The following is a 19752-nucleotide window of genomic DNA, read 5'->3' as shown; positions in this document are numbered from 1 at the left end:
TGACAGTTCCAGTACGACCGCCTTTCTGGACTCGAATCGGAGTGATCAGAACCCGCGGTCGATAATAGAATCATTCTCGACTAAACGGTCTCGGTCGTATTTCTGGGCTTCACCCATTCCGTCACACGCGGGTCGTCCACACGTGGACGGCCCCACGCGCTAGCGGTGTTCCCGCTGGCACGACAACGAGGTACGATACAATGAGTCCACACGAACAGCGTAACCAGGGCCGAGGCGGACAGTACGATCAACAGCAGGGCGGCCAGCAACAGGGCCGTTCTCGCGGTGGCCAGCACTCCGCGCAGTCCCAGCAGCGGGACCAGCAGGGCCAGTTCACCGGCCACCAGGGCGGACAGCAGCAGGGCCAACACTCCCAGCAGCAGGGCGGTCAGCAGCAGTACGGCGGTGAACAGCGACAGCAGGGCGGTCAGCAGCGACAGCAGGGACAGCAGTTCGGCGGTCAGCAGGGTCGGAGCATCGGTGGCCAGCATTCGGCCCAATCCCAGCAGCGGGACCAGCAGGGCCAGTTCACCGGCCACCAGAGTGGACAACAGCAGCAGAGCCAGCAACCCCAGCAGCAAGGCCAGCAGGGACGGCAGCAGGGTGGTCAGCGGCAGTATAGCCAGCAGGGTGGCCAACAGGGACAGCAGTTCGGCGGGCAGCAGGGCCGAAGCATCGGTGGTCAGCACTCCGCGCAGTCACAGCAGCGGGACCAGCAAGGCCAGTTCACCGGTCACCAGGGAGGACAGCAGCAGGGCAGTCAGCGACAGCAGAGCCAGCGTGGCGGTCAACAGCAGTTCGGCGGACACCAGGGACAGAGCCGCGGTGGCCAGCATTCGGCCGAGTCCCAGCAGCGGGACCAGCAGGGCCAGTTCACCGGCCACCAGGGTGGACAACAGCAGTACGGCCAGCAAGGCAGTCAGCAGCAGTACGGCGGTCAACAGCGACAGCAGGGCGGTCAGCAGCGACAGCAGGGACAGCAGTTCGGCGGGCAGCAGGGCGGCCAGCAGCAAGGTCAGCAGCAGGGCGGCCAGCAGAATCAGCAGCGCAGCAACCAGCGGAGCCAGAGCGGTGGCGGCCAGCAGCAGATGTACCGCCAGCAGAGCGACCAGCGCAGTCAGGGCGGCCAGGGGAACACCCAGGGCCTGACCCAGGAGGCCCGGTCACGCGGCGGCAAGCACTCCGCTCAGGAGCAGGAACGCGACGAGCAGGGCCAGTTCACCGGGAACAACTGACGACCCTCGCCGAGTCGCCGTTCGTTCCCGGGCGCCGTTTCCGTCTTCCACGAGGGGGTTCGACGACGCCTCGTCGAATTTCCGCAGGTTCCGCCGCCCGTCAGTCACTTCGCTACGGATCAGGCCGGACGAACGTCGACGGACCGAACGACGAGATCGCGAAAACGTGACGGCAGGTGCTGCCGGGGTCAGTCGGCGTTCGGTGCGGCGGCCTTCGGCGTCGCCGACTCCTCCTCGTCGTCGAAGAACGGCAGCGGATTGGGGGACCGGAGCGTCGCGATGGCGCTCCACATCACGCCCGTGCACATCGCGCCGATCGCGGAGAACGTCATCCCGAGCGAGAGGAACGTCCCGCCGTAGACGAAGCCGATGGTGGCCGACGGGAGCGACGTGCCGAGGGGGACGTGGGCCATCGAGTCGCGCAGCGTCGGCATGAGGAAGAACAGCGAGAGGGAACTCCCGGCCATGAAGACCAGATCCTGCCACATCATCGCTGGCTTACCTCGGCTGGGGGTGTGACGGCGGTGATTTCGGCACGAGACTCGGGGGCGGCGCGGGGATCGTAGGGGACTGTTATTCGCATTACTAGAGCGGGAGCCCCTGACGTAGATAAGACTTACTCACTATTGAGTAAATACATTCGTGACGGATCCATATGGTGACGTCTCGCACGTTCGAGAGGTCCTGAACCACCGCTCCGTCCCCGAAATAGACCGGTATCTCTGGACGTATTTGTCGGATAAGGTGACGTTACCGGGCGGTCCCGAAGGAAGACGGCGAGGTCGTCGCCGAACACCGACTCCAGACGGCGGGCGAGCCCGCACGGGTCGAACTCGACGCCGACTGCGCATCCATCCCGGCGGACGGCCGCGACCTGGTCTACGTCGAGGCGACCGTCACCGACGACGACGGCGGCTAATTCCCACGCCGCTCACTGATCGTACTCCCCGTCTCTGAGCGCCGCCCGGAGCGCGACCGCCGCGATGGCACCGCTGGCCTCGACCGCGTCGACGAGCGATCGGAAGACGACGCCGAGCCACGCCGGCGCGTCGTCGTCGAGCCGGTCGAACTGCGCGACGTCGACGCGCTCGCAGTCGTCGAGGACGTCGCAGGCGGTCGCGGCGGTGCCGCCGTCGAGCAGGACGCTCATCGACCGCTCGATACCGTCACGGGCGTCGTCAGCCGTGGATACGAGCGTCTCGGCGACGTCCTCGGGAACCGGCGTCCGTCGCCGTCCAGCGACCGTCACGACGGTCGTAGCGTGCTCGACGATCCGTTCGAGTTCGGTCGCCGCAGCGTGGTAGTCGAACAGCGTCGTCCGTTCGACGCCGAGGTCGTCGAGCACGGCCGGGTCGTCGAGCGAACGGACGAACTGTCGACCGACGAGTGCCGCGAGCCGGCCCGCCTCGGTGGCGCGCTCCTCGATCCGGTGCGGGGAACGGTCCTCGTCGACGAGGGCCGACGCGGCGTCGCCGAGCGCCGAGTCGGCGACGAACTGTAGCTGGCGGAGCGACTGTTCGAGCGAGACGGTACTGGCGTCGAGCAGACTCCGGTAGCGGACTCGGTCCCCGGAGCGCTGGACGACGTCGACGCCGAGGAGGGACGCCGCGACGTCTCGCAGCGCGCGCTGGTCTGCGGCCGCCACCGCGTCGCCGGTCACTTCGACGGCCTCCCGGCCAGTCTCGTACGCGGCCCGGACCTGACGCCGGAGGGTCTCGACGGACGCGTCGGTCGGGGCGAGACGCAGCGGATCGCGCTCCGACTCGGCGTGGCCCGCCGTCTGGACGAGCAGCGAGCCGTCCTCGTAGGGATGGACGCGGACCCGCGCGCCCGCCTCCAGGTCGTGGTCGCTGGCCCACTCCTTGGGGAGCGACACCGTGTACGTCGTCCCGCCGGCGATCTGGATCTTGCGGGTCTCCATGGTCACCCGAACTTGCCGGTGACGTAGTCCTCGACGCGCTGGCTCTCGGGGTTCTCGAATATCTGGTCCGTGTCGCCGTACTCGACGAGTTCGCCGCCGGTGAGGAAGACGGCGGTCTGGTCGGAGACCCGGGCGGCCTGCTGCATGTTGTGGGTGACGACGACGACGGTGTACTCCTCGGCCAGCTCCTCGATCAGGTCCTCGATCTTCGCCGTGGCGATGGGGTCCAGCGCGGAGGCCGGTTCGTCCATCAGGATGACCTCGGGGTCGGTCGCGAGACAGCGCGCGATGCAGAGGCGCTGCTGCTGGCCGCCCGAGAGCCCCAGCGCGTTGTCGTCGAGGCGGTCTTTCACTTCGTCCCAGAGGGCCGCGTCGCGGAGACAGCGCTCGACCAGTTCGTCTTCCTTCTCCCGCTCGTCCCGGCCGAGCAGTTTCGGGACGAGGCCGCGCTCGATGTCGCCGTGCTTGCGCGGGCCGTAGGCGACGTTGGCGCGGATCGACTTCGGGAAGGGGTTCGGGTGCTGGAACACCATCCCGACCCGCTTGCGGAGTTCGACCAGGTTAGTCCCGTCCGCGTAGACGTTCTCGCCGTCGAACGAGACGGTCCCCTCGATGCGCGCGCTCTTGATCCGGTCGTTCATTCGGTTGAGGCAGCGGAGGAACGTCGACTTGCCACACCCCGACGGGCCGATGAGCGCGGTGACGCTCCGCTCGGGGATCTCGATCGAGATGTCGCGGAGCGCGTGGTCGTCGCCGTACCAGACGTCGAGGCTCTCGGCCGAGAGGACGGGATCGCCGGGGAAGGAGTACGTCCGCCAGGCCGGGTCCGTCCGTTCCTCCGACTCGCCGGTCGTCGTCGTATCGGCCGTCGCCGACTGGTCGATCGCCGTCGTCGGTTCGGTGCGCGACGCCGTTCCGTCGGCCGCCGTCGCGTCGTCGGCCGCCGCCGTTTCGTCGGGGTCGATCCGTTCAGCCGCCGTGTCGTCTGTCACAGTCGAGTTCGTCATTGGTGTAGTTTCTGCCTGAAGTAGCGTCTGGTGGCGATGCCCATCGCGAAGAAGCCGACGACGACGCCGAGCAGGACGAGCGTCGTCCCCCAGCCGAAGGACTCCTCGGCACCGACGCCCGCGGTGATGACCGCGTACAGCTGGTAGGGGAGCGCGCTCGCCCGTTCGAGCAGTGCGGGGTTCGAGACGTGGACGAACGGGGGCGTCGTTCCCAGTTCGAACGTGAAACTCGTGAGGACGCCCGGCGCCGCGTTGGGGAAGTTCGGGCCGTTGAGGACGAGCAGGAGGGGCGCCGTCTCGCCGGCGATTCGCCCGACGCCGAGGATGACGCCGGTCGCCACGCCCGGCATCGCCGCGGGGACGACGATGCTCCGGATCGTCTCCCACCGCGAGACGCCGAGGGCGGCGCTCGCGTCCCGGTACTCGTCGGGGACGCTCTTCATCGCCTCCCGGCTCGTGATGAGCACGAGCGGGAGGAGCATGAACCCGAGCACCAGCTGTGCGGCGAAGATGGACGGCGTCCCGCCGAAGCGCGGGACGAGGAAGGCGAGGCCGAACAGTCCGAAGACGATGCTCGGCGTGCTCCAGAGGCCGTTCGTCGCCACGTCGACCGCGCGGGTGAACGCGCTGTCTTCCGCGTACTCGGTGAGGTAGACGGCGGCGCCCACGGCCAGGGGGACGGCGAACGTCACGGCGCCGACGACGATCCAGACGGTCCCGAGGATCGCCGGCATGACTCCCTTCTGGATGCCGAGGCCCTGCGAGGGGTTCATCACGAACGGCCACTCGAGGGTGCCGCCGCCGACGCCGACCGGCCCCCAGCCGACGGGCGCTCCCGTGACCGCGACGTGGAGGCAGACGAAGACGAACGCCCACAGCGCGATACCGCCGGCGCGCCATCCCGGCGGCGTCCACGCCAGGCGGTCGGCGGCACCCGACGGGCGCGCCGCGCTGCCCAGTGCGAGCGAGCCCAGCGAGACGCCGCCGACGACCAGCGCGAGCACCGGTACGAGTCCGACGCGGCCGGCGGCGAGTGCCGTCCCGGTCACGCCCTCGACCAGCACGGTCGCACCGAGGAGGACGACACCGAACCGCAGCCCCACGTCGAGTCGACGACCGACGTCGGAGTCGGGCGTCCACGACCGCCCCGACTGGCGGGCGACTGCCAGGAGGACGGCGCCGGCGACGAGGCCGGGGACCGCACCGAGGGTCGTCGTCGGCTCGACCGTGATCGTCGCCCGCGAGATCGCGCTGTTCGTGGCGATAGCGGTCACGAGCCGCAGACAGCCGAGGGCGAGGGCGACCGCGAGCGCGAGCCGGACGAACGCGACCACCCGGTCGGTCCCGTCCGCAATGGTCGGCCGGAGCCGGCCGGACCGCACCAGGACGAAGAGCGCGGTCCCGACGACGGCGAGCGCCGTCACGGCGCCGACGGTCGCGTTCTCGACGACGACGGCGAGGCCGCGCTCGACGACGAAGACGACGAGGAAGGCGAGGACCGAGAGGACGAGCAGCACCACGAGCGAGATGAGCAGGAACGCCCCGCTCTGCCTGCCGCGCGTGCCGAATCCCTCCGCGGCCGAGGCCGACGCCCAGGCGGTGAGGAGGGCGCCGAGCATGCTCAGCAGGGGGACGACGATCGTCCCGGGGAACGTCGCTTCGAAGGCGGCGACGTTCCACGCCCACGCGGGCGTGATCACGCCGGAGAGGAAGAGGGCGCCGACGAGACAGGCGAACAGGCCCGTCGGGACGGTCGCCCCGACGTCTTCCCTGGACGCGATAGTGAGATAGCCGGCGAGTGCGCCCACCGGCACCGCAGCGAGCCAGCCGGCGCCTCCGAGGCCGAGGCTGTTGCTCGCGACCAGGCCGGCGGTGACGGCCCAGAGAACGGCGTGAACCAGACCGACGGCGAGTCCCGGCGAGCGGTCCGGCGTCGTCTCCGTGCCGCCCCGCCGCGAGCGCAGCCCCAGCCAGCCGGTCGCGACCCCCAGCGCGACGGTCGCACCGCCGAAGGCGGTCGCCGCCGGGACGCCGCCGACGCGTCCCTCGACGGGGACCCAGCCGAACAGCGCCCCCAGTGCGAGGACGAAGACGCCGAACGAGCCCGCGACCACGCCCGTCGCGAATCGCTCGTAAGCCGCGCCGCCGTCGTCGACGAGCCGCCGGTCGTAGGCCTCGCTCATTGGCTCCCCTCCAGCTTACGGTGCATGTGCTGCTGGATCAGCTGCGAGACGATGCCGAGCCCGGTCACGATGACGAGCAGGACGACGCCCGCCGCGAACAGCGCGCTCCAGAACAGCTGTCCGGGCGTCACGTGCCCGTAGCTGGCGGCGATGAACGTCGTCAGCGTCTCGGTGCTGTCGAAGACGTTGTACAGCTCGGGCCTCGGCAGCCGCCGGCTGTGGGAGATCATGACGGTCGCCGCCATGGTCTCGCCGATGGCGCGACCCACCCCGAGCAGGACGGCGGCCGAGACGCCGGAGAATGCGGTCGGGATCGAGACGCTCTTCAGCGTCTGCCAGTCCGTCGCGCCCATCGCCACCGACCCGTCCTTCATCGCCTCCGGCACGGCCGAGAGCGCGTCCTCGGCCACCGAGACGACTGTCGGGAGTGCCATGAACCCGATGACGAGTCCGATGGCGACGAGTGCGCCCGGGTTGATCGAGAGCAGGTTCCCGATGTACGGGTTGATGACGGTGAAGCCGATGAACCCGTACACGATCGACGGGATCCCGGCCAGCAGTTCGACACCGGGTTTGACTATCTCGCGGAGCCAGTCCGGGGCGACGTCGCTGATGAACAGCGCGCCCGCGACCCCGAACGGCGCCGCGACGAGGATAGCGACGGCCGTCGTGAGCGCCGTGCCCCAGATCATCGGGACGAGCGAGAACTGCCCCTGGGAGGTGCTCCACGCGTTCGAGCCGAACGGCCAGAGGATGCCGAAGCCGGCGTGGCGGAAGATGGGAATCGCCTCCAGGACCAGGAAGACGGCGATGAGTCCGAGCGTCGAGAGGGTCGCGGCGGTCATCAGGAACGTCGTCACCTTCGCCGTCAGCGCCTGCCGGCCGACCCAGCCGATCCCCGCGACGACCAGGAACCCGTACAGGAGCGTCGTCGTCCACGTGGACTGCAAGATAAAGCCAGCGAACGTTCCGGTGATCAGCAGTATCTGTGCCGTCGCGACGACCAGGCTCACCCGGTCCATGTCAGTCGCGGTTCGGACCATCGAGACCGCCCGGTTCCGGAACCACGGCACTGCCTGCGACGTCTTCGTACGTATTTCGAGCATGATGAGTGAAAATCGTGAGACCGCTACCCGCGAGGGTAGCGCGGATCCGATAGCCGGTCCGGGCCTCTCAGGCCTGGTCTGCCAGTTTGGCTCGCTCTTCCTCGCGCCGCGCCGGCGGGAGCTTGAAGTAGTTGTTGGGCTCGACGAAGTACTGCTGGCCGAACTCCGAGAGGATCATGTTGATGAAGGCGCTCTCCCGGTTGTCGGTCCCCTCGAAGGTGTAGCAGTGGAGGTCGCGGCTGAGCGGATAGCCCTTCGACCCGAGGTTCTTGCCGTACTCGTAGAGCGTGCCGTCGAGTTCGAGGCCGATGGGCGGCGTCGCGCCGTCCGGTTCCACGAAGGCCAGCGCGATGTACGCGATGGCGTTGTCGTTTTGCTCGACCAGGGTCGCGACCTGCTGGTTCTGGCCCTTGCGCGTGTCCGGTTCGATGGGTGCGTCCGGGTCGCCGTAGAGGTTGGCACGGAACGCCGTGTCGGTCCCCGAGTCCTCCGCGCGGCCGATCGCGTAGATGTCCTTGTCCGGCCCGCCGAGTTCGCTCCAGTTGGTGATCTCCTGTTTGTAGATCGCGCGCAGTTCGTCGCCCGTCACTTGGGTCACGCCGGCCTCGCGGATCTCACGACTGACGACGATCGGCTGGCCGTCGACGCCGACGACGTGGTCGACGATGTCGTCCATCGCCTCGTGGTCCTCGCCGAGGATGGATCCGGCCGTCGAGCTGGCGTCGCCGATGTCGACGCGCTCGTTGATCACGCCCTCGACGCCGGTGCCGGAGTGGCTCAGGGCCACCTGCGTCTGGAAGGGCGGTACACTGCGTTCCTCAGTGGGTTCGAAGCCGTACAGCCCGGCCCAGTAGTCGGCGAGGTTCTGGTCCGTGTCGATGTCGTACTGGCCGGGGCCCCAGTACTCCTGGTCGTCCGCGGGCGGGTTGCCGTTCCACAGCGAGGACGCCAGGTTCGTGATCGGGTACACCGTCGACGACCCGTCGGCCGTCAGCGAGGGGATCTGCTGGGAGTCCGAGTCGGACCCGTCGGCGTCGCGAGTGACGGTCTTGACGACCGTCTCCTGCTCGACGCGCGGCGTCGGCGTCGACTCGCTCCCACTGCCACCCGAGCACCCGGCGAGCGCCGCCGTCCCCGCCGCACCGGTCGCCAGGATGAATTTCCGCCGCGATACGTCGTCCGGACGCTGGTCACGCGTCATCACCTGAGACGGGTGGGAGTACGGATATGAACGTTCATATGAGGTGTACGGCCCGATCTGGAGGGGTACCTTCCGCTCGGTGGGGCACGTTCTACTATGAGATCTATATACAGCTTCGTACCGTTCTGTTGTCTCCTGGCCGTGCAGATCGTGCCTGATTCGTACGCGCGTATCAATCAGCCCGCCATCGCTACGAACGTCTTAGAACGTCCCCGCACGGCGATCTGGACCGATCTCGCCGAATACACCGTCGACGTGCCCGATCTCGTCACAATTGGCTGTATAGGGCGCGGTTACCGCTCTCGCCTCGCAGTACCGTCGCGATCCGAGCCAGAATGATATAGCGATATACGATTTATTCGATATCATTCCTATCGCTCATGATCGACCGTTGACTGCGCAGACTCTCGCAGTCTGCGCAACCACAACACCTATCTGAATACCGAGATATAGGCGCTACATGGCGAAATCGGGGCACTCAGATTCCACGGCCGACGTCCGGTGGACGCTCCTCGACCCCGACGGCCTCGAAGACGCGTACTGGGACGTCGTCGCGCCGGCCATGGAGGCCGACGGGCTCGACCCCGAGGCGGACCGTCCGTCACACTCCTGGCTGTCCGAACACGGCTTCCGCGGCCTGGTGTACGCGCTCCGGGAGTACCACGACCGCAGCTTCGCCGAGTTCTGGAACGACGACCTCGGGCTCGAAGCCGGGGGCTACGACTGGGGAATCGACCACGAACCCACCGTCGACGCGCTCGAACGCTACCTCGACCGGCAGGCTCAGCGCCTGTCCTGGAGCGACAGCACCGTCGAGGCCCACGCGTACCGCCTCGGCCGGTACGTGCGCGCGTACGAGGACGTGAACGGCACACCCGATCTTCTCACGCCCGTCGCCCGGGACAGCGACGTCCCGCCCCACGAAGCCGTCGACGCCTGCTGGGACACCTTCGACGAACTGGACCGGGAGGTCGGCCGGCGCACACTCCGGCGGATCTACCGGACCACGTCGAACTGGTACACGACGCTGGTCAGCCGGCGCGAAGCGGCGCTGAACCCCACCGACGGCCTCGACTACGACTGGACCGTCGACGACCGGAGCGGGGACAACCCGGCACTCTCCCCTGACCACGTCCGGGCGCTGTTCGACGCTGCTTCGAATTCGCGGGAACGACTGCTCGTCGTCGCGCTCTGTGCCTGGGGCCTGCGAACGAGCGAAGTGGCCGCACTGCACGCCCGCCAGCTGGTCCTCGACGACGAGAACCCCCACATTCGCTTCGACGAACGCAAGAATGGCCCGGGGACAGTCGCCGTCATCTACGGGGCCGACACCGCTCGCGAACGCCTCGCCGAACTGGCCGACGAGGCGGACTGGTCCGGCTATCTCTTCCCGTCGTCACGGTCCGCGACGGGCCACCGGTCGAAGAGCACCATCGGGAACTGGTTCGCCAACCTCGTCACCAGGGCCGACGTTCCCACGCAGATCGTCGGACAGAACACGGTCCCGCAGATGGGACGACGGTTCTGGTACGACCGCTACTCCGACACTGTGGAGATGCTCGTCGAACACCAGGTCTCGGAGATCGCTGACGAACAGGGCAGCGCCTCTGCAGACGTCGTCTGGCACGACTACCTCTCTGCCGACCGTCGACGTGAGCTGCGTCGCCAGTTCATGCGAGAGAAGCTGAGTACCGCCTTCGAGTCCGCCGACGGGGAGTGAATCGGCGCTCTGCCGCGCCGAGTATGCTCTGGCCGAACGCTTCGTCGGAGCCGTAGTTCGTTTCTACCCTCCCTCCTACAACCAGTAGCCGGCGCAAATAGTCGTTACAAACAACTGTTGCAACCGACTGGTGCAAACAGTTGTTGCAAATAATTGTTGCAACCAATCTTCGATCGTCGGTCTCGCCCTCCGTCTTGATCGTCCCAGTCGATGCGATCGATCCCTGTGGCCGTCGCCATCGAGCCAATGGTGTAGTCGTTACAAACAACTGTTTCAAACAGGCGTATGAAACAATTGTAGCAACCAAGCGCTACAAAAAACTGTTTCAAACAGACAAAACGTACGTTGAAATCGATTGATCGTTGGGAATGTAGGATACAGGTGCTACGTCTGGCGTCTCTCGCCCTGATTGTCTCGAACGGTCGTTTCAGACGATTGCTCTGAACGTTCGATGCAAACCACTGCTACAATCATCCGTTGCAAACGATTGTTACAACCGACTGTTTGAAACGGGTGTTGCAAGCAAACGTTGCAAACAACTGTTTGGTGTACGTGGTACGTTGAATTGAAACGTCTGACGAAAACTTATACTCGAAGCCTCGCAACGGAGGGTATGCTCTCGTATGCGGTGTACAGTGAGGCCGGTGGGGTCGGGAAGACGACGCTCACCGCAAACCTGGCTGTCGCGCACGCTCGCGCCGGGCTCGACGTCCTCGTGGTCCCGCTCGACCCGCAGGACGGCGACCTGAGTTACCTGTTCGACGCTGACCACGACCGGGCGGACAGCGACGTCGACACCCTGGTCCACCACCTCGTCGGCCGGGGAATGGGCGAGTTCTCGGACCTGATCCGGACCGTCGAACACGGCGTCGACATCATCCCCGAGCACAACCGGCTCGAGGACCTCGGCGAAGCGCTCCGGAAAGAACAGGAGGCCCGGAGCGACTTCGGCGAGTCGTTCCCGATGTGGACGCAGCTCCAGCGCGTCCTTCGCGAGGAGAAGATCAACGAACAGTACGACGTCCTCATCGTCGACCCGCCGGCCAGTTCCGGCCCGCAGCTCTACAACGCACTCGACGCGACCCGGAACCTGGTCGTTCCGATCGAACCCTCCGGAAAGGGCCAGGCCTCCGTCAGCGGGCTCGACGACCTGGTTACCAACCTCGAAGAGCAACTCGAGATCAACATCGGCGTCCTGGCGGCCGTGCCCAACCGGTTCAAGGGGACGCGCGACCAGGACGACGTCGTCGCCGAGGTGGAGGACGCGGGATTCGACGTGCCGGTCATCCTCCGCGACCGGACCTCGCTGCTGGAGGGCTGCTGGCGCGCTCACTGCAGCGCGTTCCGGTACGTCCGCGACCACCGCAGTCGCAAGCGCGACTACGAAGTCGAGACGCTCGCGCAGTTCGACGAGCTGGCCCGGCACCTCGAATCCGAGGGCGGCGTCGAAGCGCCGAACCCGCCCGAGCCCGGTGAGGTCGAGCCCGAGGACGCCGAAGCCGACGACGCAGAGGTGGAAGCATGACGGGCCTGAAATCGGGGTCCGGCGACGACCTCTGGGGCGACGACGGGGACGAAGACGACGAGGCGGACGACGCTCCGGCTACTGCGACCGGCGATTCCGAAACCGACGACTCCAGCACCGGGGCCGGCACCGACCGGACGTCAGAGCAGCAATCGGAGACGCCCGACAGGACTGATACCGGATCGAGTGTAGAATCCGACCGCGACGCGGACTCCGAATCGTCGGCGGCGTCGACGTCTTCCCCGTCGGCGACGGCTGGCTCGTCGACCGAGCCCTCGGACTCGTCCGCAGGCGACGCCGGACCTGCCCTCGACGCGTCGTCGGTCGACGTCGGGTCGTCGTCCGGGGGACAGCCCTACATCGTCCGCAGGGCCATCCAGGACAAGTCGGTCCAGTTCGAGCGCGACGAGCGCCTGACCTTCTTCGTCCACGACGACGTCGCCGACGGTGAACGGGACCTGATCACCGACCTGGAGACCGCGCTCGGCCGGGACCTCCCGAAGTTCGACGTCCGCGAAGCGGTGTACCGCGCCGCGCTCCGGAACCCCGAGGCCGTGCTCGAAGAACTGCTGGCGATGGGCTACTCGGCCGACGAGGAGTAGGTCGCTAGTCACAGACGACCCCTGTTCACCCCAGATCAAGTTTGTTCGCTGACTATACTCCATGTCGATATATCGAGAGATGGTTAACTGAACGGTGAGCCAGAGTCGAGTCGGTGCCAGTCGGACGGACGTCGTTTTTAATATTTAACGGCAGTAGGTGCCACATGGGAAAGTCAGCGAGACCCGGACTGGCAGACCGGACGTCTCTTCTCGTGACCGAACGTGAGCGGTCGAGGCCGAACGGAAACGAGAATCGGCGATGGTAGCGTTGCCAGGGACGTTCTACTGGATTGCAGCGTTCGCCATCGTCGCCGTACTGGTAAACGGCGCGGGCATCGTCACGATATCTCGACACCGGGAGTGGGCGGAACGGTCGCTCCCGTATCTCATGTGCTTTGCCGCGGGGATCCTCATCACGACGCCGCTGATCCACGCCCTCCCGCACGCGGTCGCGAACAACGCTGCTGCAGGGTTCACCGCCCTGACCGGCTTCCTCTTCATGTATCTCTCCAACCAGGTGATCAGACATCGCACCGGGGAGGAGCCGCTCGCGTTCGGGGTGACGGCGGCAGAGGGCATCGGGATCCACTCCCTGGTCGACGGCGTCGTCTACACCGTCACGTTCAACATTTCACTCCTGACAGGGGTTCTGGCCGGTACCGGGCTGGTCGTCCACGAATTCGCCGAAGGGGTCATCACGTATCTCGTCTTGCTGAAAGGGAACGTGACGGAACGAACGGCAGCGATGTATGCGTTCGTCATCGCGGCGTTGACGACACCGATCGGCGCCTTCGTCGCCTACCCACTGGTGAGCAGGCTCGGTCGAAGCGACCTGGGCCTCATGCTCGGATTCGTCTCGGGCGTGCTGATCTACGTCTCTGCGGCCCATCTGCTCCCCGAAGCACAGTCCTACGAGACGGACCATTCGATGCTCGCCCTCCTGGCCGGTGTCGGCCTGGCGCTGTTCATCGTCTTCGCACGGTCGGCCTGACTCGGTTCCACGAGGACGACCCGACTTCGGGCTGAAGGTCACCGTCGATCGCTTTTCGCTTCGGGTAATGCCGCGCCTGACGGACGTGGCCTCTGTCACGTTCGTCTCTCCCGCGTGATGTGTACGCGATCACCGACAGCGACGAGCGACTGACCTTCTTCGTCCACGACGACGTCGCCGACGGCGAACGGGACCCGATCACTGACCTCGAGCCTTCGCTCGGCCGGGACCTCCTGAAGTTCGAGGTGCACAAGGCGGTGTACCGCGCTGCGCTCTGGTATCCCGAGGACGTGCTCGAAGAACTAGTACAGATGGGTTACCATTCCATGTCCTCGAACTGCAGGTAGAACAATCACCTCTCGGTGCGGTACTCGACAACGTTTTCAATGGACTGTTTCATGCGGCTAATCGATCTCTCCATTGCTATGGCTGTGTGGGGTTCCTACTATCTGACTCAGGCCCCCTGCGTTCAGTATCACTTTTCCCGTTTGATGTATGCTGTCGCTGGTCGGGTATCCGATCATTAGTCCCTGTGACTGTCGGACTCCCCTCAGAATCTCCTCCCAAAACGTGCTCGACGTATTCGCTGTAATCCCCGTGTTCACGGCGGCTGTACTGGAGGACGGTGTCCTCGAACGGTGACGCCTCGACGTACGTCGGTATCCACGACTGGTAGTCGTCGAGTTTGATCAGGCACTCCGAGTGTCCCGCAGCGGCCTTCCCCGGCGTCGCCTTTCGCTTGACGAACTGGATCTGGGTGCTGTTCAGCCCGAGTTCCCGCAGAATCTCCGGTTCGACGCTTGGCGTTCGATAGCACTGGATCGTCGAGCACTGGTCGACGATGGTGCGGCGGTGACTCTCTTCGGCCGCACCGTGGCCCTGCATCGACGACAGGAACTCCCGCGGACTCTGGCTGACGAACCACAGCGCCGCGTCGTAGCGTGCCCACTCCCGTGCCGCCTTCTGGAGCCAGGTGACCATCCGCTCACTGTGGAGGAGGACGTGTGCCTCGTCGATGAGGAAGACGACCTTCTGCCGGGAGCGTTTGACCTTCTCGTAGACCTGACCGAGCATCAGTTGCAACATGACTGATTTCTCGGCGTCCGACGACCCGCGGAACTGGCGAAGGTCCAAATACGCCATGTCCAGATCCGAGTCGGTCAGGCTCTCTTCGGTCTGCCCGACGAGATAGCTGTACTTCCCGCTGGGTTTGAACCCCGAGAGTTTGTCGAGCAGGTCCGACACCCGGGCAACCTTGCGCTCGATTTCCCGCTCGTGATTCGTGTGGGTGTACTCGCCCGGGTGTTCGAGGATGTCTTCGAGCGTCTCCAGGAAGTCCGCGACCGTCGGGCTCTCGTTCGCGTGGCTGTCGAGGTCCTCGGGATAAATGTCGAAGCGTGCGTAGGTCTCTTCGAGCCCCTCTTCGATAGTCGACGTGTACGAGCCGGGGTCGACGCCCTGGGATTTCAGGACGCCCGCGAAGAACTGCGTCGCCTCGTTGACCTTCATCTGGTAGGGGTTGACCTGCCCGACGCTCTCGCGGACGTACTCTGGCACCGGCTGGATGTCGAGCGGGTTGATCGTCTTCGAGCCGTCGACGACGTAGTGACGGCCGCCGAGCTGCTCGGTCAGTCCCTCGAACCCGGCCTGCGTATCGCAGACGATGAGCGTGTGCTCGTCGCTCTCCATGAACCACCGGGCCGCCGCCTTCGAGCAGCCGTAGGTCTTCCCCGAGCGGGACTGCCCGATCGTCATCATGTGCGGGGCGACGCCGCGGTCGAAGGGGTCGGCCTTGATCGCCGTTCCGTTCTGCTCGTTGCGGCCCCACTCCATCCCGCCCTCCTCCTCGATAGTGACGTGGCCGAAGGGGAACATCGCGCCGATGGCCCCACCGGGCACCGATCGGGTCTTGTCTTCGACTGTCTGCTCCTGGTAGTGATCCCGGCCGACTGGTGAGCTGGCCCGAAGCGCAGCGAGCTGGTTCTTCGACGGTGGGATGACGGTCAGGTCAGCGGGATTCGCTTCGGCTCGATCACGGACCTTATCGGCCGCATCGTCGAGGGCAACGCGCTGGGCCGCGTCGACCGACGCAAATCCTTCAACGGCCCCCTCGGCACGCTCGGCAGCATCCCGGGAATCCGCCCGCACCGTGACGTATCCCGAAATCTGCCATGGCTGGGTCGGCGTCTCCTGGAGCAGTTCGCGATACGTGATGTGGGCGTCGACGTCGCGGTCGACGTCGACCGCGCTGACGTCGGCGTTCCGCTCTCGCTCCATCCCTTCGGACTGGATGTCCGCGATCTGGTGTTCCAACTGGGTGATCTTCCGCTTCTTGTCCTCGCTTCGGACGTGGATGCAGAGGTCGACGTCGACGCCTCGCAGCGAGACGAGGTTCTGGAGGAAGAGTCCCTGTGGCTCGACGGGCCACGAGGCGATCCAGAACGTGCGCACGTACTCACCGTTGAGCTCGACGAATCCCTGGTGTTCGTCGAGATGTGACGGTCGAAACGCCTGTTCGGCCGGCGTCACCGCCGCGTTGTCGCGGCTCTCCTCACGGTCGAGGCTGTCGCGAAGATCGTCGGTGATCTCTCTGTCGGTCCAGAACCGTGCCAGCAGGTCGGCCTGCTCCTCGGCGGCGACCCGTTCGGCGTCGAGCCCGTCGATACCCGCGAGCCCGTTGACGACCTGGTCGATACGTTGTCGGAGTTCCCCCTCCAGTTCGCCGTCGGACCGCTCGTTCTCGGGATTCGCGAACGGTAGCAGCAGTTTCCACATGCTTACGTCGTGGCGGAGCACCGACGGTGACACCGGAACGGCGACGTAGAACGTCCAGTCCGTCGCCTCCCACACCGAGTGATTGTCGGCCCGCCAAGCGACCAAGTCCGCCAGATGGGTGCGTTTCCTGAGCGCGACGTCGCGGTCGTCGTCCAGGTCGTCGAGGTCGCCGTCCCGTCGGCTGGCGAACTCGCTGGTGAGGCGCTCGGGGTCCGTCTCGGTCGTCGTCGCGAACAGTTTGAAGTCGAAGGCCTTGATCTCCTCGTCGACGACCGAGCCCAGTTGCGACGCCAGCTGCTCCTTCGTCGACTGTTCCATCATCGCCGTGTTCGTCGGATCGACGCGGACGAGTCCAACCAGCCGCCCGTCCTGCATCTCGGCGATGCCGTCGTCGAGCCGCCGCACGCCGTGGACGTCGACCGTCTCGTCCGGCCCCCACGGGTACCGCCGCTGTCGTCGCACATAGGAAAGCCCGTCGCGCACTCGCTCCCGGGGACTGGTATACCACTTCGTCGTAAGCTTTCCCACCATGGCGAGGAACGCGCTCGCAAGGGCCAGTAGCCCAGCCACCCAGGCCAGCGTCGTCGCCCCCAGGTAGAGCGCCCCAAGTGCGACGACGGCCAGCAATCCGGCCGGAACGAACAGGAGGAGGTCCTGCGTCGTCACCCCACGATACCACTCGATGTGCGTGTTCACGGACGGCGGAATGAGCTGTGTCGGATCGCGACTGTCTGTCTGCGGCATTGTTAGTTCGAGAAACGGTCTGGATCGGTTGCGTGTTCGATGCGACGCTGTTTTCGCCGGCGTTGCCGTGCGAGGCGACGCGCCTCGTCGTTCGACCGGTCGGCCGGCTTCTTCGCGGGGAGTCGCGGCGTCCGTTCACCGGGCAGTTCCGGCGTCTCGCCTCCCGGGAGTCGGGGTGTCTGTTTCTCCGGAAGTCGGGGTGTGCGTTTCTCCGGGAGTTGCCGACTGGTCGGTACGCCGACGGTGCCGTTCGTCGCCGAACCGCCGACGCGCGTCGGGATGTCCCGTACTCCTGACGGGACGCCGGGGCGGGCCTGCCGGTACTGTTGACGGAGCCCCTTCGCGATCCGCTTGCGTTTCTGTTTGACCCGGTCGACCGTCCGCTGGTCGATCGACCGCGTGAGCGCCGCGACCGCCCGCGGCGCCAGCCGATCGAACAGAACCCTCGGGAGGACGAAGAACGCGACGAACAGCCCACCGACGGTCACGATGACCGTCGTGACGATGTCTAACCCCTCCAGTGGCAGGGCGAACAGGACCCGCAGGATAGCGGTCTGGGCCACGAGGATCAGCGGGAGCGTCATGTACGCGCCGATGCCGACCGACCCCGCCGTCTGTAACGTCCGGAACGGCGCCGCGTACAGTGCCCAGTATAGCGGCCACAGAGCAGCCACGAAGAACGCGACCACGAACAGCGTGTAGTACGCCAGCAGCGCGAACAACACTGCAGCCAGATTGACGTACGCGATGAGCAACGCCATCCCTATCCCGATCCCCAGCCGTGCGACGTTGCCTGGCGTCTGGAGGAACTCCGTCCCGCTCGGGGCGATCGCCTGTGCGAAGACGGACCCGATGTGATAGCCCAGGGGCATCACGACGGGCCCGGTAAGGATCAACGCGGCCCCGATCGCCAGTCGACGGAACGTCGACCGCCGCCGGCGAGCGTCCTGCCCCATCGCGAGCATCGTCCACGGGATCAGCGTGAGGATCGCGATGAACGAGAGGATCCAGTACGACTCCATCACTCCACTCCACCAGCCCCGTTCCGGATCGGCCCACGACGCCGGATCGTCTGGCTGGCCCGGCGCCGGGAGGGAGAAGAGGTACGCGTTGGCGTTGTCAATAGCGTCAAGCACGCCATCATGAATCGCTTGTTGCCCATCCCGAGCGACACTGGTGACCATTTTGCGGGCATTCAGTGGGCTGATTTTGATACTCAGTGGACTCGGTAGATCCACGCTGGCCGAATCGTTTCCATCGGCGGTATCGCCACTCGGACTGCTATCACTGGTTCCGTTCACACTGGTCTCCGGCGGTGTTTCCTGCTCACTTACCGCTTCGCTTGGCGTCTCTTCCGCTGTATTTTCATCTGCATGGCCTGGCTCGCACGGATAGCGATCCGGGACCGTGCTACAGTGGTTCGGAAGCCGCTCCCCATGACCTAGCTCGGCTGCACCAGTCGCCGATGGCACTGTAGCACTCCCCACCGTGACTGCTGAGAGGAGGGCCAGGCAGACCAGAACGCCAATTCCGCATCTGTACAGCGTTCGTCCAGTCATTTAGAATAGCAGAGAGCTCATCATCAGACCGATATCGAACGAAAGACACGAGACCGTATTCATCCCGACTACCTCGAGAATCCCGCCGAATGCGACCGGGACAAACGCGCCACCTAGTGTTTTGCCGGCACCGGCGAGTTGCTTTTTACCCTCGAACTGTGTTTCCGACCGCGCTTCTCCCAGCTTGTCGAAGGCCATCGTTGCCCGGATCCCGGCCTTGACAATGAGGTACATGGAAATCGCCGCAAGAAGTAACGCAACGAGGTCACCGATGCCGGTTCCGCACATTGCGTCGCCCACTTCGTCGATGGGGGAGCCCTGCGCCATGGCGGGGGCGGCCACAACGTTCAATCCGATGACCAATATCGCAACTATCCGAGCCTGTACGAGAGATAAGCGAAGGATATACGATTCAAATGACAGCCACTCATCGAACGCTACCTGCAATCGGAGATCTCCTCCTACCATAGTGCCGCTGTTGTATTATATTCACTTTCATAAACGGTAATTACAATATGTTAATCACGTATTATATCGGCCAAGCCCCCTCTCAATCGGCGGCATCACGGTTTGATTGCGGTGACGTCTGTACATCCATAGTCGGGGGCCATCTCATCGAACTCGACTGATTCTCCATCGAATACGAGCTCGATGTCTCTATCGACGGTTCCCTGCTCTTCTGTATCGAAATGGAGCGTCGCAGCGCGATTTTCACCAGTACAGGTAGAAGCGTCTAATTCTTCCTGTGTTCGTCCCTGCTCTGACGAGAGATCGACGTAGTATAGCGGTTCGTGGCGCACCCGGAGCTTTTGCGTTTCTTTTGATCCAAGTTCTACCTCGTCAACGAGATCTTGTGAGGGGATGGTGAATCGGCCTGTTTGGGTCTCGTCGTGAGGCCGAGGTACGTCTCCCGAGATTCGGAGCGCTGTGATCGTGAGCGGCGCAGACCCGGTGTTCTCAACTGTTACCTCGATCGAACCCGCAATCTTTGGTCGGTCCTCGTAATCTTTCGGCTTGTACTCGATAATCGAGATGTTCGTCACAGCCAGTCCCGCTTTCTTGCTCTCGGTGTTGTCCTCGCCAGACGTACCGCCGCCGAGACAGCCAGTGCTACCGACCAGTCCGCCGAGGACACCGGTGAGATAGCCACGTCGGTTCATAGCCGATGGTGTCCTGTCGATTC

Annotated in this window: 18 protein-coding genes; 6 read left to right on the top strand and 12 right to left on the bottom strand. The window is 65.3% G+C overall.

Going from position 1 to position 19752, the window contains the following annotated elements:
- Positions 1 to 80: 80 nt before the first annotated feature.
- Together BM337_RS20780 and BM337_RS20775 are read right to left on the bottom strand one after the other, a co-directional pair.
- Complete coding sequence (locus tag BM337_RS20780; protein ID WP_143117751.1) at positions 81 to 689, bottom strand: hypothetical protein; 609 nt, start codon at positions 687 to 689, stop codon at positions 81 to 83.
- 9 nt (positions 690 to 698) lie between these two features.
- Positions 699 to 1013, bottom strand: a complete 315-nt coding sequence (locus BM337_RS20775) for a hypothetical protein (RefSeq protein ID WP_143117750.1) — start codon at positions 1011 to 1013, stop codon at positions 699 to 701.
- A 75-nt stretch (positions 1014 to 1088) separates the two neighbouring features.
- Between BM337_RS20775 and BM337_RS21280 the strand changes: the two genes are divergently transcribed.
- Positions 1089 to 1235, top strand: a complete 147-nt coding sequence (locus BM337_RS21280; RefSeq protein ID WP_177227663.1) for a hypothetical protein — start codon at positions 1089 to 1091, stop codon at positions 1233 to 1235.
- A 188-nt stretch (positions 1236 to 1423) separates the two neighbouring features.
- Here the strand turns inward: BM337_RS21280 and BM337_RS17590 are convergent, their stop codons facing one another.
- From BM337_RS17590 to BM337_RS17565, 6 genes are all read right to left on the bottom strand, one after another.
- Positions 1424 to 1726 carry a hypothetical protein gene (locus BM337_RS17590; protein WP_218155589.1) on the bottom strand — a complete coding sequence of 101 codons (303 nt, stop codon included), beginning with the start codon at positions 1724 to 1726 and terminating at the stop codon, positions 1424 to 1426.
- Between the two features lie 440 nt (positions 1727 to 2166).
- Complete coding sequence (locus BM337_RS17585; protein WP_089818380.1) at positions 2167 to 3156, bottom strand: AbrB/MazE/SpoVT family DNA-binding domain-containing protein; 990 nt, start codon at positions 3154 to 3156, stop codon at positions 2167 to 2169.
- A gap of 2 nt (positions 3157 to 3158) precedes the next feature.
- Positions 3159 to 4148 carry a phosphate ABC transporter ATP-binding protein PstB gene (gene pstB / locus BM337_RS17580; protein ID WP_449271697.1) on the bottom strand — a complete coding sequence of 330 codons (990 nt, stop codon included), beginning with the start codon at positions 4146 to 4148 and terminating at the stop codon, positions 3159 to 3161.
- An 11-nt stretch (positions 4149 to 4159) separates the two neighbouring features.
- The gene (gene pstA, locus BM337_RS17575) at positions 4160 to 6346 is read right to left on the bottom strand and encodes a phosphate ABC transporter permease PstA (protein ID WP_089818376.1); all 2187 of its coding nucleotides are present in this window, start codon (positions 6344 to 6346) and stop codon (positions 4160 to 4162) included.
- Complete coding sequence (gene pstC, locus BM337_RS17570; RefSeq protein ID WP_089818374.1) at positions 6343 to 7452, bottom strand: phosphate ABC transporter permease subunit PstC; 1110 nt, start codon at positions 7450 to 7452, stop codon at positions 6343 to 6345. The genes pstA and pstC overlap by 4 nt, the downstream gene beginning before the upstream one ends.
- Before the next feature lie 67 nt (positions 7453 to 7519).
- Complete coding sequence (locus tag BM337_RS17565) at positions 7520 to 8653, bottom strand: PstS family phosphate ABC transporter substrate-binding protein (protein ID WP_089818372.1); 1134 nt, start codon at positions 8651 to 8653, stop codon at positions 7520 to 7522.
- A 460-nt stretch (positions 8654 to 9113) separates the two neighbouring features.
- Here BM337_RS17565 and BM337_RS17560 point away from each other — a divergent pair, with 460 nt between their 5' ends.
- The 5 genes from BM337_RS17560 to BM337_RS17540 all read left to right on the top strand — a co-directional run bounded on the left by BM337_RS17560 (position 9114) and on the right by BM337_RS17540 (position 13838).
- Complete coding sequence (locus tag BM337_RS17560) at positions 9114 to 10373, top strand: tyrosine-type recombinase/integrase (RefSeq protein ID WP_089818370.1); 1260 nt, start codon at positions 9114 to 9116, stop codon at positions 10371 to 10373.
- A gap of 613 nt (positions 10374 to 10986) precedes the next feature.
- A complete protein-coding gene (locus BM337_RS17555; RefSeq protein WP_089818368.1) occupies positions 10987 to 11898 on the top strand; it encodes a ParA family protein in 912 nt (303 codons plus the stop codon).
- On the top strand, positions 11895 to 12500 hold the full coding sequence (locus BM337_RS17550; RefSeq protein ID WP_089818366.1) for a DUF7970 domain-containing protein: 606 nt from the start codon (positions 11895 to 11897) through the stop codon (positions 12498 to 12500). Before BM337_RS17555 ends, BM337_RS17550 begins: the two co-directional genes overlap by 4 nt.
- A gap of 259 nt (positions 12501 to 12759) precedes the next feature.
- Positions 12760 to 13491: a ZIP family metal transporter gene (locus tag BM337_RS17545; RefSeq protein WP_089818364.1), complete on the top strand. Its 732-nt coding sequence runs from the start codon at positions 12760 to 12762 to the stop codon at positions 13489 to 13491.
- Positions 13492 to 13610: 119 nt separating this feature from the next.
- Positions 13611 to 13838, top strand: coding sequence for a DUF7970 domain-containing protein (locus tag BM337_RS17540; protein WP_089818363.1), 228 nt, complete (start codon positions 13611 to 13613; stop codon positions 13836 to 13838).
- 76 nt (positions 13839 to 13914) lie between these two features.
- On the opposite strand, the gene BM337_RS17535 is transcribed toward BM337_RS17540, so the two are convergent.
- The 4 genes from BM337_RS17535 to BM337_RS17520 form a co-directional block, all read right to left on the bottom strand.
- A complete protein-coding gene (locus tag BM337_RS17535) occupies positions 13915 to 17010 on the bottom strand; it encodes a VirB4 family type IV secretion system protein (protein WP_089818361.1) in 3096 nt (1031 codons plus the stop codon).
- 2 nt (positions 17011 to 17012) lie between these two features.
- Positions 17013 to 18146, bottom strand: coding sequence for a TrbL/VirB6 family protein (locus BM337_RS17530; protein ID WP_143117749.1), 1134 nt, complete (start codon positions 18144 to 18146; stop codon positions 17013 to 17015).
- Positions 18147 to 18569: 423 nt separating this feature from the next.
- On the bottom strand, positions 18570 to 19037 hold the full coding sequence (locus BM337_RS17525) for a hypothetical protein (protein ID WP_089818358.1): 468 nt from the start codon (positions 19035 to 19037) through the stop codon (positions 18570 to 18572).
- A 95-nt stretch (positions 19038 to 19132) separates the two neighbouring features.
- Entirely contained in the window at positions 19133 to 19729 is a 597-nt protein-coding gene (locus tag BM337_RS17520) for a hypothetical protein (RefSeq protein WP_089818356.1), read from the bottom strand.
- Positions 19730 to 19752: the final 23 nt, after the last annotated feature.

The sequence above is a fragment of the Halomicrobium zhouii genome, from assembly GCF_900114435.1.
GTDB classification, from domain to species: Archaea; Halobacteriota; Halobacteria; order Halobacteriales; family Haloarculaceae; genus Halomicrobium; species Halomicrobium zhouii.
Note: the sequence above shows the minus strand (reverse complement) of the source record. Positions and strands in the feature narration are given on the sequence as shown.